General features: G+C 69.1%; 15 protein-coding genes. 9 read left to right on the forward strand and 6 right to left on the reverse strand.

Annotation, left to right across the window (positions count from 1 at the left end):
- The first annotated feature begins 5 nt into the window (after positions 1-5).
- The 3 genes from flbD (at position 6) to flhA (ending at position 4350) form a co-directional block, all read left to right on the forward strand.
- Complete coding sequence (gene flbD, locus JOD31_RS04990; RefSeq protein WP_204949160.1) at positions 6-1367, forward strand: sigma-54-dependent transcriptional regulator FlbD; 1362 nt, start codon at positions 6-8, stop codon at positions 1365-1367.
- 106 nt (positions 1368-1473) lie between these two features.
- Entirely contained in the window at positions 1474-2094 is a 621-nt protein-coding gene (locus tag JOD31_RS04995; protein WP_204949161.1) for a DUF1345 domain-containing protein, read from the forward strand.
- A gap of 87 nt (positions 2095-2181) precedes the next feature.
- Positions 2182-4350, forward strand: coding sequence for a flagellar biosynthesis protein FlhA (flhA, locus tag JOD31_RS05000; RefSeq protein ID WP_204949162.1), 2169 nt, complete (start codon positions 2182-2184; stop codon positions 4348-4350).
- An 81-nt stretch (positions 4351-4431) separates the two neighbouring features.
- Here flhA and JOD31_RS05005 read toward each other — a convergent pair whose 3' ends face one another.
- From JOD31_RS05005 to JOD31_RS05015, 3 genes are all read right to left on the reverse strand, one after another.
- A complete protein-coding gene (locus JOD31_RS05005; protein WP_204949163.1) occupies positions 4432-4734 on the reverse strand; it encodes a hypothetical protein in 303 nt (100 codons plus the stop codon).
- A 155-nt stretch (positions 4735-4889) separates the two neighbouring features.
- Complete coding sequence (locus JOD31_RS05010; protein WP_204949164.1) at positions 4890-5588, reverse strand: YoaK family protein; 699 nt, start codon at positions 5586-5588, stop codon at positions 4890-4892.
- 48 nt (positions 5589-5636) lie between these two features.
- A complete protein-coding gene (locus tag JOD31_RS05015) occupies positions 5637-6638 on the reverse strand; it encodes an MBL fold metallo-hydrolase (protein ID WP_204949165.1) in 1002 nt (333 codons plus the stop codon).
- Positions 6639-6705: 67 nt separating this feature from the next.
- Here JOD31_RS05015 and JOD31_RS05020 point away from each other — a divergent pair, with 67 nt between their 5' ends.
- The 4 genes from JOD31_RS05020 (at position 6706) to JOD31_RS19805 (ending at position 10433) form a co-directional block, all read left to right on the forward strand.
- Positions 6706-7485: a helix-turn-helix transcriptional regulator gene (locus JOD31_RS05020; RefSeq protein WP_204949166.1), complete on the forward strand. Its 780-nt coding sequence runs from the start codon at positions 6706-6708 to the stop codon at positions 7483-7485.
- 32 nt (positions 7486-7517) lie between these two features.
- A complete protein-coding gene (locus tag JOD31_RS05025) occupies positions 7518-8117 on the forward strand; it encodes a GNAT family N-acetyltransferase (RefSeq protein WP_204949167.1) in 600 nt (199 codons plus the stop codon).
- A gap of 228 nt (positions 8118-8345) precedes the next feature.
- The gene (locus JOD31_RS05030) at positions 8346-9317 is read left to right on the forward strand and encodes a LysR family transcriptional regulator (RefSeq protein WP_204949168.1); all 972 of its coding nucleotides are present in this window, start codon (positions 8346-8348) and stop codon (positions 9315-9317) included.
- Between the two features lie 96 nt (positions 9318-9413).
- The gene (locus JOD31_RS19805) at positions 9414-10433 is read left to right on the forward strand and encodes a lytic transglycosylase domain-containing protein (protein ID WP_271206159.1); all 1020 of its coding nucleotides are present in this window, start codon (positions 9414-9416) and stop codon (positions 10431-10433) included.
- A 9-nt stretch (positions 10434-10442) separates the two neighbouring features.
- On the opposite strand, the gene JOD31_RS05040 is transcribed toward JOD31_RS19805, so the two are convergent.
- A complete protein-coding gene (locus tag JOD31_RS05040) occupies positions 10443-10871 on the reverse strand; it encodes an organic hydroperoxide resistance protein (protein ID WP_020184293.1) in 429 nt (142 codons plus the stop codon).
- A 162-nt stretch (positions 10872-11033) separates the two neighbouring features.
- On the opposite strand from JOD31_RS05040, the gene JOD31_RS05045 reads away from it, so the two are divergent.
- Positions 11034-11471, forward strand: coding sequence for a MarR family winged helix-turn-helix transcriptional regulator (locus JOD31_RS05045; RefSeq protein WP_204949169.1), 438 nt, complete (start codon positions 11034-11036; stop codon positions 11469-11471).
- A 10-nt stretch (positions 11472-11481) separates the two neighbouring features.
- Here JOD31_RS05045 and fliJ read toward each other — a convergent pair whose 3' ends face one another.
- Both fliJ and fliI read right to left on the reverse strand, forming a co-directional pair.
- On the reverse strand, positions 11482-11898 hold the full coding sequence (gene fliJ / locus JOD31_RS05050) for a flagellar export protein FliJ (protein ID WP_204949170.1): 417 nt from the start codon (positions 11896-11898) through the stop codon (positions 11482-11484).
- A 30-nt stretch (positions 11899-11928) separates the two neighbouring features.
- Positions 11929-13248: a flagellar protein export ATPase FliI gene (gene fliI / locus JOD31_RS05055; RefSeq protein WP_204949171.1), complete on the reverse strand. Its 1320-nt coding sequence runs from the start codon at positions 13246-13248 to the stop codon at positions 11929-11931.
- Between the two features lie 376 nt (positions 13249-13624).
- Between fliI and ctrA the strand changes: the two genes are divergently transcribed.
- Complete coding sequence (gene ctrA, locus JOD31_RS05060) at positions 13625-14326, forward strand: response regulator transcription factor CtrA (protein WP_204949172.1); 702 nt, start codon at positions 13625-13627, stop codon at positions 14324-14326.
- Positions 14327-14335 lie beyond the last annotated feature (9 nt).

Consider the following 14335-nt stretch of genomic DNA (forward strand, 5'->3'; position numbering starts at 1 on the left):
ACGCCATGCGCCTCACCATCGTCGGCCAACTGAAGGGCCAACTCACCGCCGCCACGCGGATCGCCATGAACCGCGGCGCCGCCGTCACCCACGCCGAAAGCGTCGACCAGGCGATGCGGACGCTGCGCGCCGGCCGCGGCGCCGACCTGATCATGGTCGACGTCGCGCTCGACGTGCGCGACCTGATGACCCAGCTCGAAGCCGAGCGCTTCCACGTGCCCGTGGTCGCCTGCGGCGTGGACAACGACGCGAGCGCCGCCGTCGCCGCGATCCGGGCGGGCGCGAAGGAGTACATCCCCCTCCCCCCCGATCCGGAGCTGATCGCGGCGGTGCTGGCGGCGGTCTCCGACGACAACCGCGACTTCGTGTTCCGCGACCCGGCCATGGTCGCCGTGGTCCAGCTTGCGACCCAGATCGCGGCCTCCTCGGCCAGCGTGCTGATCGCCGGCGAAAGCGGCTCGGGCAAGGAGATGCTCGCCCGCCACGTCCACCAGAAGTCGCCGCGCGCCGGCAAGGCCTTCGTCTCGGTCAACTGCGCTGCGATCCCGGAGCAGTTGCTCGAGAGCGAGCTGTTCGGCCATGAGAAGGGCGCCTTCACCGGCGCCTCCGCGCGCCGCATCGGCAAGTTCGAGGAGGCCTCGGGCGGCACGCTGCTGCTGGACGAGATCTCCGAGATGGACATCCGCCTGCAGGCCAAGCTGCTGCGCGCGCTGCAGGAGCGGGTGATCGACCGCGTTGGCGGCGCGAAGCCGGTGCCGGTCGACATTCGCGTGATCGCGACCTCGAACCGCAACCTCGCCGACGAGGTGCGCAAAGGCACGTTCCGCGAGGACCTGCTCTACCGGCTGAACGTGGTCACGCTGAAGATCCCGCCGCTGCGGGAGCGCCCGACCGACGTCGCCGCGCTCGCGACGCACTTCGCCAAGAAGTACGCCGCGGCGAACGGCCTGCCGCTGCGGCCGATCTCGGCGGAGGCGCGGGTGAGCCTGATGCGCTCGCGCTTCCCCGGCAACGTGCGCGAACTCGAGAACACCATCCACCGCGCGGTGCTGCTCGCGACCGGACCGGAGATCGGCGCGGAGGCGATCCTGAGCCCCGACGGCGCGCCGGCCCCCGGCCGCGAGACCGGCCTCGCGGCGCGCGCGCTGGAGACGGCGGAGAGCGTGACGCGCAGCTTCGTCGGCCGCACGGTGGCGGACATGGAGCGCGAGCTCATCATCGACACGCTCGGCCACACCCAGGGCAACCGCACGCACGCGGCCAACATCCTCGGCATCTCGATCCGGACCCTGCGCAACAAGCTCAACCAGTACGACGACGAGGGCTTCGCCATCCCGCCGCCCCAGGGCGGCGTCGCGGCGGCGTAAGGGCTCGGCGCCCCATACCTTGAGGTCCTCCATCGGCCGTCGCTAGCGACATCCGGCCCGGCCGCGCCATCTTGGGCTTTGAGCGACGCGGGCGGAGACGGCGGACATGACAGGCTGGCGCGGACACGGACTGCGGATCGCGACCGCCTGCGCGGTCGGGCTCGTCGTCGGCCTTACCGCGGCGCTCCTCGCGCCGCCGGCGATCGCCACCGCGCTCGGCTGGGACGCGGGCGCGCTCGCCTACGCGGCCGGCGTCTGGCTGCGGCTTCGGGCGGTCCCGGCGGAGACCTTCAAGGCGTGGTCCGCCGAGGAGGACGAGGGCCGGACGGCGATCACGCTGATCCTCACCGCGGCGTCGGCCGTCAGCGTGCTCTCGATCTTCGATATGGTGACGGACAAGAGCTCGGGCGCGGTGCTGGCGCTCGCCGCGGTCACCATCCTCTGCTCCTGGGGGCTGGTGCACACCGTGTTCGCCGCGCACTACGCCCACGCCTGCTACGCCGCCGGGCCCGACGCGCCGGCGATCGACTTCCCCGGAGACGAGCCTCCGGTGTTCGACGACTTCGCCTATTACGCCTTCGTCATCGGCATGACCTTCCAGGTCTCGGACTGCGCGACCCGCTCGACCGCGATGCGACGGCTGACGCTGGTCCACGGGATCGTGTCCTTCGTTTTCAACACCGTCATCATCGCGATCAGCGTCGGGGTCGTGTCCGGAATGCTGTAACCCGCGCGGCAACCCCGCGTTAACCTCTCGTCAACCATAGGGGCGGCATTTTCTGCCGAGCGGAATGCGAGAATTGCGGGGCGAAGCATGTCGGACGTGACGGTGGCGGCGGATCGGGGGGCGCCCCCGGTCGCCGTCGGAAACGGCTTCGCCCTGCCCCCAAGCCTTTCGAAAGCCTGGGGATTCCTGCGCACCGGAGACATGGGGCTCGCGCTCGGCGTCCTCGTCATCCTGTGCGTGCTGATCGTCCCGCTGCCGCCGCTGATCCTCGACCTGCTGCTTGCGGTCTCGATCATCCTGTCGGTGCTGATCCTGATGACCGCGCTGTTCATCGAGAAGCCGCTGGAATTCTCGGCGTTCCCCACGATTCTGCTGGTCGCGACCATGCTGCGGCTGGCGCTCAACCTCGCCTCGACGCGGCTGATCCTCGGCCACGGACACGAGGGCACGGACGCCGCCGGCCACGTCATCGAAGCCTTTGGCAACTTCGTGATGGGCGGCAATTTCGTCATCGGCATCATCGTGTTCGCGATCCTGATCATCGTGAACTTCGTCGTCATCACAAAGGGTTCGGGCCGCATCGCCGAGGTCGCCGCGCGCTTCACCCTCGACGCCATGCCCGGCAAGCAGATGGCGATCGACGCCGACCTCTCCGCCGGCCTGATCGACGAAGCGACCGCCAAGACCCGCCGCAAGGAGCTCGAGGACGAATCGACCTTCTTCGGCGCCATGGACGGCGCGTCGAAGTTCGTGCGCGGCGACGCGATCGCAGCCCTGCTGATCACCTTCATCAACGTGATCGGCGGCATCATCATCGGCGTCGGCCAGAACGGCCTCGGCTTCGCGGACGCCGCGCATTCCTACACGCTGCTCTCCGTCGGCGACGGCCTCGTCAGCCAGATTCCGGCGCTGATCGTCTCGACCGCCGCCGGCATGCTCGTCTCCAAGGCCGGCGTCTCGGGCTCCGCCGACCGCGCGCTGGTCAAGCAGCTGTCCGGCTATCCGAAGGCGCTCGGCATCGCGGCCGCCGTCATGGCGGTCATGGCGCTGCTGCCGGGCATCCCCCTCATTCCCTTCATGGGCCTCGCCGGCGGCGCCGGATGGCTGGCGTATCGCGCCTCCAAGAGCAACGCCGTGGAGGAGTTGAAGCGCATCGCGACGATGGCGAACGAGGGCAAGCCGGGCTCGGGGGCGGGCTCGACCGCGGGCGCCGAGGAGGAGCCGGTCTCGGCCGCGCTCAAGATGGACGAGGTCAAGATCGAGCTCGGCTTCGCGCTGCTGCCGCTTGTCGAATCCAAGGACGGCGCGCCCGACAAGCTCACCGAGCAGATCAAGGCGCTCCGCCGCTCGATCGCCGGCGAGATGGGCTTCCTGATGCCGCAGGTGCGCCTGCTCGACAACATGCAGCTCCAGCCAAACGCCTACTCGATGAAGGTGAAGGAGGTCGAGGCCGGGACCGGCTCCGTCTATCCCAGCCAGTTCATGGTGATGGACCCGAACGGCCGCCAAGTGAGCCTGCCGGGCGTGCACACGGTGGAGCCCACCTTCGGCCTGCCCGCGACCTGGGTGGACGCGTCGCTCCGCGAGGAGGCGACCATCCTCGGCTACACGGTGGTCGACGCCACCACGGTGCTCTCGACCCATCTCAACGAGATCATCAAGGGCAACATGCCGGACCTGCTGTCCTACGGCGAGGTCAGCAAGCTTTTGAAGGACCTGCCGAAGGAGCAGGGCAAGCTGGTCGACGACATCGTCCCGAGCCAGATCTCGACCACAGGCATTCAGCGCGTGCTGCAGTTGCTGCTCAACGAGCGGGTCTCGATCCGCGACCTCGGAACCATCCTCGAGGGCATCGCCGAAGCGGTGTCGTTCACCCGCGCCCCGGCGCAGATCGTGGAGCACGTGCGCATGCGGCTCGGGCGTCAGCTCTGCGCCCAGCACCAGTCCTACGGCGGCTACGTGCCCCTCGTCACGCTGTCGCCCGTCTGGGAGCAGGCCTTCGCGGAATCGATCGTGGGCACGGGCGAGGAGAAGACGCTCGCGATGGCGCCGTCGAAGCTGCAGGAGTTCATCGGCCTCGTGCGCGACCGTTTCGAGGACGCCGCCAAGCTCGGCGAGTCCCCCGTCCTGCTGACCTCGGCGGCGGTGCGGCCGTTCGTGCGCTCGATCGTCGAGCGCTTCCGCAACCAGACCTCGGTGATGTCGCAGAACGAGATCCACCCGCGGGCGCGGCTGAAGACCATCGCAAGCATCTGAGCGTCACGGCGCGGCGCAAAAAGAAACGGCGGCGCGTCCAAGGACGCGCCGCCGTTTTCAGTTCGTCCTAGATCCGGAAACTTACGTGCCGGGCTTCGTGACCAGAGCGTCGACGGTCACGACCGGAACGGCGCGCCACGAGGCGTTGGCGGCCGTCAGGAGGCCGCGGCTGTCGCGGCGAACGTCCGCGCCGCTGGTGGCGACGCCGTCGGCAGCGAGGTGCATGGCGCCCACGGTGCCGGGGCTCTGGACGGCCGCGGCGTTGGCCGCGCTCGCGCGGACCGGCGCCTTGGGAGCGTCGACGATCGAGGAGAGCTCGCCGGCGAAGGCGGAGGTGGAGATGAGGGTCGCCAGAACGGCGGCGACGGAGGCGATGCGGGTCATGGCTTGCGTCCTGATGAATGTGTCGGCGGGACCAACCCCGCCGTCTCTGGAGCGCAATATGCGGTGCACCGCAGCATGAAACAAACCGGTTGCATTCATACTCAATATCGACACGGATAATTATTTATTCGACCAAAGGCGCATGCCTTGTCGCTCTACGGCTTTGCTGCCGCGGATCGAGCCTCCGTCGCGCTCTCGCCCGCAAATCCAATGGTCAACAGAGCGACGATTGGCGGCGGAACGAAGCACCAGATCGGAATCGCGACATAGACCAGCGCACCGGCGCCGCAGCCGACCGCGAACGCGAGAAGGCTGAGCGCCATGGGTCCCAGGCGCTTCTTTGCGGCGGCGCGGGCCTCGGGGCGGATCGGCCGCATCAGGTCGCCGAGGTCGACCATGACCTGCGTCGTCGTGCCGGTCATGATCGTCGACGGCGGCAGGCTGGCGAGCCGGACCCGGTGCACCGCGTTCTGGATCGCCATGGCGGCGACCAGCGCGCCTCCGGTGGCGAGCGCCGGCCAGGCGTCGCCGTCCGGGAAGGGCCCGAGCCGCGCGGCGAGCGCTGCGGCGCCGGCGAGAAGCAGCGCCTGAAGCGCGAGCATGGCCCGCGTCACGGGCCACCCGCGCCGCTCCATGCCGATACCGGCGAGGCGCGCGACCAGAACCACCACGCAGAACAGCGGCAGCGCGAGCAGCTTCGCGAGCACCCCGGTCGCGCCCATCGCGACGGAGGCGCCGAGCGTGACGAAGTTGCCAGTGACGTGCGTCGTGAACAAGCCGTGCAGCGCTAGGAAGCCCGCGGCGTCCACATAGCCGGCGTTGAAGCTGAGGAGAACCAACAGGACGTAGCGCATCCCGCGATCAGGCGACGCCGCCGCCGTCCCGTCAACCGCCGGGCGCAATCACTCCGCGAACTGGTAGGTGACGGGAAGCCAGCGGTACGCCGTCCCTGCGCGTTCGACAAAGCCGAGCGAAGGGAAAGAGGTGTGGTAGCCGAGCACGGGCAGCTTCTCCGTCGCGGCCATGTCGTAGACCCGCGCCCGGGTCGCCTTCCCCTGCTCCTTGTCCATGTCGAACAGCGCGCTCCACTCCGGATGGGCGAGCGAAGCGACCTCGTGATGGGCGCAGTCGCCCCAGGCGAGCAGGCGCTTGCCGGCGCTTTCGAGATGGTAGGCGAAGTGGCCGGGGGTGTGGCCGTAGGCCGGGAGCGCGGTGACGCCGCCGACGACGTCCTCGCCGGGCTTGAGGAAGGTCGTACGCGCGGCGAGCGGCGGCATCGTCTTGCGGAACAGCTTCGCCGACTTGAGCTCGTTTCCGCCTTCCGGCGCCTTCAGGCGGTCGTCCTTGGTCCAGAAATCGTACTCGAGCGCGCCGACGACATAGCGCGCCTTCGGAAACGTCGGGCCGCCGCCGTCCATCAGCCCGCCGATGTGGTCCACGTGGCAGTGGGTCAGCGCCACCACGTCGATGTCCTCCGGCGCGAAACCGGCCGCCTTGAGGTTTTCGACCAGGCGGCCGCCGGCAGGGCGCGGGATGAAGCCCTCGGAGCCGTTGCCCGTATCGATCAGCACCAGCTCGCGGCCGGTGTTGACGACGATCGGGCTGAAGCCCGGCTGGAACCGGCTTGGGGGTAGGAGGTTGGCGCGCATCAGCGCTTCGACCTCCTCCCGCGGACGGTCCTCGCCGACGATCGGCCAGGGGCCGTCGACCATGGCGGCGCCGTCGGAGACGACCGTGATCTCGAACTCGCCGAGCTGGAAGCGGCGGAACGGCGGCTCGCTCGATCCGAGGCGCGGCCGCGCCGCCTCCGCCGGCGCGGCGCGCAGCAGGGCGGGCATGGCGACGAGGCCGCCGGCCGCCCCGAGGGCGCGGCGGCGGGTGATGCCTTCGACTGGCTTGAACATGGCGCGCCCCGGTTCGATGGTGATTGCGGACAAGGCCGAGTGATACGGCCGTCGGGAGGGATCGCGCTTGTACGAACCTGCTGCGGGCGCGCCTCCGAGCCGCCGCCTCGGGCCGCTGTGGCGGCTCGACGCCGGGCGGACGCTGTTCGTCGGGCCGCTGGTCTACAACGCCCCCCACCAGCACGGCGCGCCGGTGTTCCTGTCGAGCCTCGGCGGCCCCTTCGGCCTGCGCCTCAAGGGCGGCGACTGGCTCGCCTGCGGCTCCGCCATGGTCCCCGCCGGGCTCAGCCACGAGCTGCGGCTCGACGGCGAACCGGTGATGGTGCTCTACGCCGAACCGGACGCAGGCGGCCCGACCGCTCTCGCGAGCCTCGTGACCGACGCCGAGGAGCGCGACGGCGCGGTCGTGGGGCGCTCCACGGCGACATCGCTCGCCCGCGCGCTCTACGAGCGCGCCGACAGCGTCGCCTGGGCGGCCGAGGCGCTCGACGATCTGCTGGGCTTTGGCCGCGGCCGTGCGCGCCGGGAGGTCGATCCCCGCGTCGCCGCGGCGGTCGCCGCGCTCGCTGCGGAGGAGGCGCCCACGCTTGGAGCGGTCGCGCGCGCCGCCCGGCTGTCGCCGTCGCGGCTTCAGCATCTGTTCAAGGCGGAGATCGGCGTGCCGCTCCGCCGCTACCGCAGCTGGACGCGCATGCGGCGAGCGATCGCCGAGATCGTGACGGGCGCGAACTTCACCACCGCCGCCCACGCCGCGGGCTTCGCCGACCAGGCGCACTTCGCCCACGATTTCCGCGCCACGTTCGGCGCTCCGGCCTCCGTCAGCCTGACGCGACCGCGCGGCTCTTGACGCCCTGCGCGCCAGCGTTCAAGGCGAGCCGCATGAACGCGCTCACGAACGGCCTCTACGACATCCCCTTCGATCGGCTCCCCGCCATCATCACCTATCTCGAGCGGACCGCCCCTCTCGACGAGCCGCCGGCGGCGCTGCCGGCGGGAGTAGCGATCTCCGCGGTCGAACGTCCGCGAGCGGACTGGTACCGCGCTCTCTTCCGCTGCGTGGGCGACGACTGGCTGTGGTTCGACCGCCTCCGGCTCACGGACGCGGCGCTTCAGGAGCTTCTCGACCAGCCGGAGCGCCGGCTGCTGCTGATGACGCGCGGGGAAGAAGAGATCGGTTTCGCCGAGCTCGAGCCGCCGTCCGAGGCGTCGGTCGAGATCGTCTATTTCGGCCTGGTGAAAGAGGCCGGCGGCGCCGGGCTCGGTCGGGCGCTGATGCGCGCGGCGCTCGTCGCGGCGTTCCGGCCAGGCGTCGGCCGCGTCTGGCTGCACACCTGCAACTTCGACGCCCCCGGCGCCCTCGCCTTCTACGATCGCATGGGGTTTCGCGCCTACGCCCAGAAGATCGAGATCAGCGACGACCCCCGGCTCACCGGCCTGCTTCCGCGCCACGCCGCGCCGCATGTGCCGCTTCGCGGGTGAGTCTGGTCGTTCGCCGATCGGCGCGTGAACCGCTCCCGCGACCGTCGCGTATGTCGGCCGTCTCGCGGCTTTGCGCGGGGCGGTCGACGGCTGACGAGGCCGTCGTGACGGCGGGCGCCCCGTCCGCCCCCGGCGGGGCGTCCGTTTCTTCCCATCCGGCGCAATGGCGAGCCGGCCGCCGCTGCCTTATGGTCGCGGCGTCGTGACGCCAGCCGATCGGGTCCGCCGTTGAGCCTCGACCACGTCAATCTGTCGAAACTCGATCTGAACCTTCTCGTGGCGTTCGACGCCCTGATGACGGAGCGCAGCGTCACGCGGGCGGCGACGCGCGTCGGGCTCGGCCAGTCGGCGATGAGCCACGCGCTCGCACGGCTCCGAACCATGTTCGGCGACGAACTCCTGACGCGCGGCCCCGACGGCATGCGGCCGACGCCGCGGGCGACGGCGCTGATCCTGCCGGTACGGGGCGCCCTCGCGCAGATCGCCGAACTGACGCTGCGGGACGACGCCTTCGACCCCGCCACCTCGGACCGCACCTTCGTCATCGGCATGCCGGACAGCACCGAGGTGCTGCTGGTTCCCGCCCTGATGGCGCATCTGCAGGCGACCGCCCCCGGAGTGAAGCTGCTGTTGCGGTCGATCGACCGCCTTCGCATCCTCCAGGACGTCGACGACGGCCGCATCGAACTCGGGATCGGGCTGTTCGAGGAAGGCCAGACCCACCACAAACGGCGGCTGCTCCACAAGGAAAGCTATCTCTGCATCTTCAACGCCGCGCTCGTCGGCGTCGAGCCGCCGATCACGATCGAGGATTACGTCCGCCTGCCGCACGTGCTCACCAGTCTGGTCGAGAGCGCCCACGGCGTGGTCGACGACGCGCTCGCCAAGATCGGCCGCGCGCGCACCATCGCGCTGACCTCGCCGCGCTTCACCGCGGTGCCCTTCGTGGTGAAGCAGGCGCCGGTCATCGCGACCATGCATTCCAAGGTCGCTCGGTTCTTCGCCGAGGCGCTCGAGCTCGCCGTCAGCCCCGCGCCGGTGATCCTTCCGGACGTCCAGGTGTCGATGCTGTGGCACTCGTCGTTCGACCGCGATCCCGGCCACCTCTGGCTTCGGAGCACGGTCCGGAAGCTGATGGATGTTCATCCCCCCAGCCTCAATCTGTGGCTGAACCGCGAGGACGATTTCCTAAGTGTCTGAGCGGCCTCCGAATATGGCGTAAATTTGGGCGAGTCACGGTTCGGCCGCATTTGAGGGTCACCAAAGACCCTTCTGCGACGGCGCGGGGACAGGAATGTGAAATCGGCTATTGCGGGACTGGCGCTGGTCGCTCTGTGCGCGCCGAGCGCGATCGCCGCCGAGCGCGCCGCGCCGGTCGCCTTCGACGCGATGATCGCGCGCCACGCCGCGGCGAACGGTGTGCCCGAGGCGCTCGTACGCCGGGTGGTCGTCCGCGAAAGCAAGTACAATCCCGCCGCCTACAACCGCGGCCACTACGGCCTGATGCAGATCAAGCATCAGACGGCCCGGGCGATGGGCTACCACGGCTCGCCCCAGGGGCTGCTCGACGCCGAGACCAACCTGACCTACGGCGTCCGCTACCTGGCCGGCGCCTACAAGGTGGCCCGCGGCGACCACAACCGCGCCGTGCGCTTTTACGCCAGCGGCTACTACTACGACGCCAAGCGCCAGGGACTGCTCGCGCAGGTCGGTCTCGGCCGAAACGCGAAGCCCTTCCCGACCGTCGCCTCGACCGCACCGTCTGCGGCAAGCGCGCCCGCCGCTCCGACGCGCGTGATCGCGACCAACACGCAGCCCGTTCTCGCCGCCATGACGCCGGTCGCCGCGACGGCCGCGGCGCCAGCGGCGGCTCCGACAAGGCCGCAGGCGGACGGCGCCGCCGTTAACGCCCGCATCGCCGCAGCGGGAGACGCGGTCGGCGGCTTCGGTCGCGTGGCGTCGGCCGCTCCCGCGGCGCCTGTGCGGGACGCGCAGGCCTTCGCCGAAGCCCGTGCGATCGGCGCTCCCGCCGCGCTGGTTGAGATGCGCGGGCCTTCGCGGCCCATGCCGGCCGTCATCCCGCTTCCGCCCGTTGGCCGCCCCGGCCCCGCGGTCGCCACGGCGGCCGCAGCTTCGGCGAAAGCGCCGGCGGCGAGCGCCGCCGCAGCGCCCGTCGTGAAGACGGCCGCTCTGGCGCAGCCCGGCGTGCCTTTGCCGCCGATGCGCGAGCCTTCGATCGCCACCGGTTCGATCGAGCCCGCCCCTGCTGCGGCCGCAGCGCGGCCGGAGCCGCGCCGCTACCGCGGGCCGAAGTAGCCACTCGCCTCAGACCTTCACGGTCAGCTTGACGTCGAGATTGCCGCGCGTCGCCTCGGAATAGGGGCAGACCACGTGCGCCTTCTGGACGAGGTCTTCTGCTGCGGCCTGCTCCAGACCCGGCAGCGCGATCTCCAGCGCGACCTCGATTCCAAACCCCTTCCCGTCGTCGCGTGGGCCGAAACCAACAGTCGAGGTCACAGACGCGTCCGCAGGCACCGCCACCTTCTCGCGCCCGCCGACAAAACGAACCGCGCCCAGAAAGCAGGCGGCGTAGCCCACCGCGAAGAGCTGCTCGGGGTTTGTGCCCTCGCCTCCGGCGCCGCCCATCTGCTTCGGCGTGCTGAGCGTGACCGCCAGATTGCCGTCGAGCGTCGCGGACTTGCCCTCGCGGCCTCCGCCGGTGGCCTGGGCCTGGGTGGAATAGATCGTCTTCATATCTCGCTCCTCTCGCTGTCGCCGGCTCGACCGAAATCGCCGACGCCATTTATCTCGCACACGATACAATCGATGGCGATATGATTTTGCGTGGCGGCTGATTTGCAAAATCGCAGGCAATTAAATCGTGCGCGATCGATTAGCTTACGCCATCTTTGAGAGATGGCCGACGTCCCGCTCGATCTCGACGCTTTTGTCTGTTTCGCGATCTATTCCGCGAACGGCGCGTTTAACCGCGCCTACAAGCCGGCGCTGGACGCCCTGGGGCTGACCTACCCTCAGTATGTGACGATGGTCGCCCTGTGGACGCAGGACGACGTCACGGTGGGAGCGCTCGGCGATCGGCTGTTCCTGGAGTCGAACACGCTGACGCCGCTGCTCAAGCGCCTGGAAAGCGCGGGCCTCGTCACACGCCGGCGCGACCCGGCGGACGAGCGCCAGGTGCGCATTCAGCTGACCGACGCAGGGCGCGCGCTGAAAGTGCGCGCCAAGGGCGTCCCCCAAGCGATCTCGGGCGCGTTCGCGGGAGCGGATCCGGACGACATCGCCCGGCTACGCGACGAGATCTCCCGCCTCAGGGACGCGTTGAACACGCGCTGAGGCGCGAGCGTCAGCCCGCGCGGAGTTCGCTCCGACCAAGACCGATGCGGTCCATCTCGGCCTGATCGCGCGCAGCTTCGGCGAGACGCTCCCGCGCGCCGTCGCGCTCCTCGAGAATCTCGATCTTCTTGAGCTCCTCGAACGCCTCCGCCAGCGCGGCCTGCGCGTCGGCGAGCTGCCCCCGGAGTTCGTCGGCGGAGCGCGCGAGATTGTCGCGACGCACCTTCGCGGCCTTGGCGTAGGTCGGATAGGCGTAGTGGGCGACGTCGTGGATGCCCGCCTTCTCCTGTTCCGCCAGGATTTCACGATCGAGATCGACGGCCATGCGCTCGAACTCGGCGATCATGGTCTCGATCTGCGCGACCTGCCGACGTTTGTCGTCGACCTGGAAGCGCTTGAGTTTCAGCAGGGTGTCTCTGGATTTCATGTCAGCCATGAACGCACACGCGGGTTAGCGTCAGGTTTCCGAAACGCCTAAGATCGAAGCGAGTTGAGCGTAGCCTTCTCCGAGACGCGTTGCTTCTTCCTTACCCTGACCCAAAAAGCGCTCGAACGGCCCGTTTAAAGCGATGGCTTCGTCCACCTCTGGGCTCGAACCGGGACGATAGGCCCCGAGCCGGATCAGTTCCTCCATGTCGGCGTAGGTGGCCATCGTCCGGCGCGCCTTCGAGATCAGCGGCCGGCGCTCTTCCGGCGTGGATTTCGGCATGGTCCGCGAGACGGACTTCAGAATGTTGATCGCGGGGTAGCGCCCCCGTTCCGCGATCGAACGCTCCATCACGATGTGCCCGTCCAGAATGCCGCGCACGGCGTCCGCCACCGGCTCGTTGTGGTCGTCGCCGTCGACCAGCACCGTGAAGATGCCGGTGACCGTTCCGGCGCCGACGCCCGGGCCCGCCCGCTCCAGCAATCGGGGAAGCTCCGCGAACACGGTCGGCGTGTAGCCCTTCGCCGTCGGGGGCTCGCCTGTGGACAGGCCGATCTCGCGCTGCGCCATGGCGAACCGCGTGACCGAATCCATCATGCAGAGCACCGAGGCGCCCTCGTCCCTGAAGGCCTCGGCCAGCGCGAGCGTGAGATAGGCGGCCTGCCGGCGCTTGAGGGCGGGCTCGTCGGAGGTCGCGACCACGACCACGGAGCGGGCGAGGCCCGCCTCGCCGAGGTCGTCCTGCAGGAACTCCTGCACCTCGCGGCCGCGTTCGCCGACGAGGCCGATCACGGCGACGTCGCAGGCGGTGTTGCGGGCGAGCATGGCGAGCAGCACCGACTTGCCGACGCCCGAGCCGGCGAAGATGCCGATGCGCTGGCCTGCGCAGCAGGTCACGAAGGTGTTCAGCGCGCGCACGCCGAGATCGAGCGGCGCGCCGAGCCGCTTGCGGGCGTGGGCCGGCGGCGGCGAGCGGCGGAAGGGATAGAGCAGCGGCCCCTCCTTCGGCGGCCCCTTGCCGTCGATCGGGTCGCCCATGGCGTCGACCACCCGGCCGAGCCAGGCGCGGCTCGGCCGCACGCCCGGCTCCGCCGCGCCGACGATCGCCCGGCAGCCGCGCCGCACGCCCTCGAGCGGCGCGAAGGGCATCAGCAAGGCGCGATCGCCCTGAAACCCCACGACCTCGCACGGCGTCTCGCGCCCGCCGGCGGCCTCGATCGAAACGCGGCCGCCGATCGCCATCGCGCCGAGCGGCCCGGCGACCTCGACCAGCAGCCCCCGAACGCCCACGACGCGGCCATAGACCTCGCGGTCCGGCACCGCCTCGACCGCCTCCACGAGCCCACGCATTCGCCCGTCTCCAAACATTCCTAGCGAATCATGACCGCCGACGCCCAAGCGTAACGCTTCGTTTACCGCCACGCCCAATCATGGCCCCAACGCTTAAGGAGCGGGAAACCGTAACGGCGGCTCGAATGTCTGAGTCGCAAGAGTCGGTTAGCCCTCTTCCTTAAGGTTTAAGTTGAACTCTCATTGTCGATTTTTCCTCAGGTTTCTGAGGAATTTAAGGCGATTCAAGAGAGTTTTGAGAACGAGCTTGCGGCCGAGAATCACCATCTGTTAACTATTGGTCGTTAAGCTTGAATCGGACTGGAAACGATCGGTTCACCGTGCCGGGCGCCGGGTACTCCGGGGCAGGCCATGCGGGCATCGGTGGAGGAGTCGCATGCGCGTTCTTCTGATTGAAGACGATAGCGCCACGGCGCAGAGCATCGAGTTGATGCTCAAGTCAGAGAACTTTAACGTCTACACGACGGAGCTTGGCGAAGAGGGTATCGACCTCGGCAAGCTCTACGATTACGATATCATTCTTCTCGACCTGAACCTGCCCGACATGTCGGGATATGAGGTTCTCCGGGCGCTCCGGGTCGCGAAGATCAAGACGCCGATCCTGATCCTTTCCGGCCTCGCCGGGATCGAGGACAAGGTCCGCGGCCTTGGCGTCGGCGCCGACGACTACATGACGAAGCCCTTCCACAAGGACGAAATGGTCGCGCGCATTCACGCGATCGTCCGTCGCTCGAAGGGGCACGCTCAGTCGGTCATCACGACCGGGGATCTCATCGTCAACCTCGACACCAAGACGGTCGAAGTCGGCGGCGCCCGGGTCCATCTGACGGGCAAGGAATACCAGATGCTGGAGCTCTTGAGCCTGCGTAAGGGCTCGACGCTCACCAAGGAGATGTTCCTGAACCATCTCTACGGCGGCATGGACGAGCCGGAGCTGAAGATCATCGACGTATTCATCTGCAAGCTCCGGAAAAAGCTCGCGAACGCCACCAGCGGCAAGAACTACATCGAGACGGTTTGGGGCCGCGGCTACGTGCTGCGCGAGCCGAACGAAGACGAAGCCCGCGCGATCGCCTGACGCTTCTGA

The sequence above is a fragment of the Methylopila capsulata genome (genome assembly GCF_016907975.1).
Taxonomy (GTDB): domain Bacteria; phylum Pseudomonadota; class Alphaproteobacteria; order Rhizobiales; family Methylopilaceae; genus Methylopila; species Methylopila capsulata.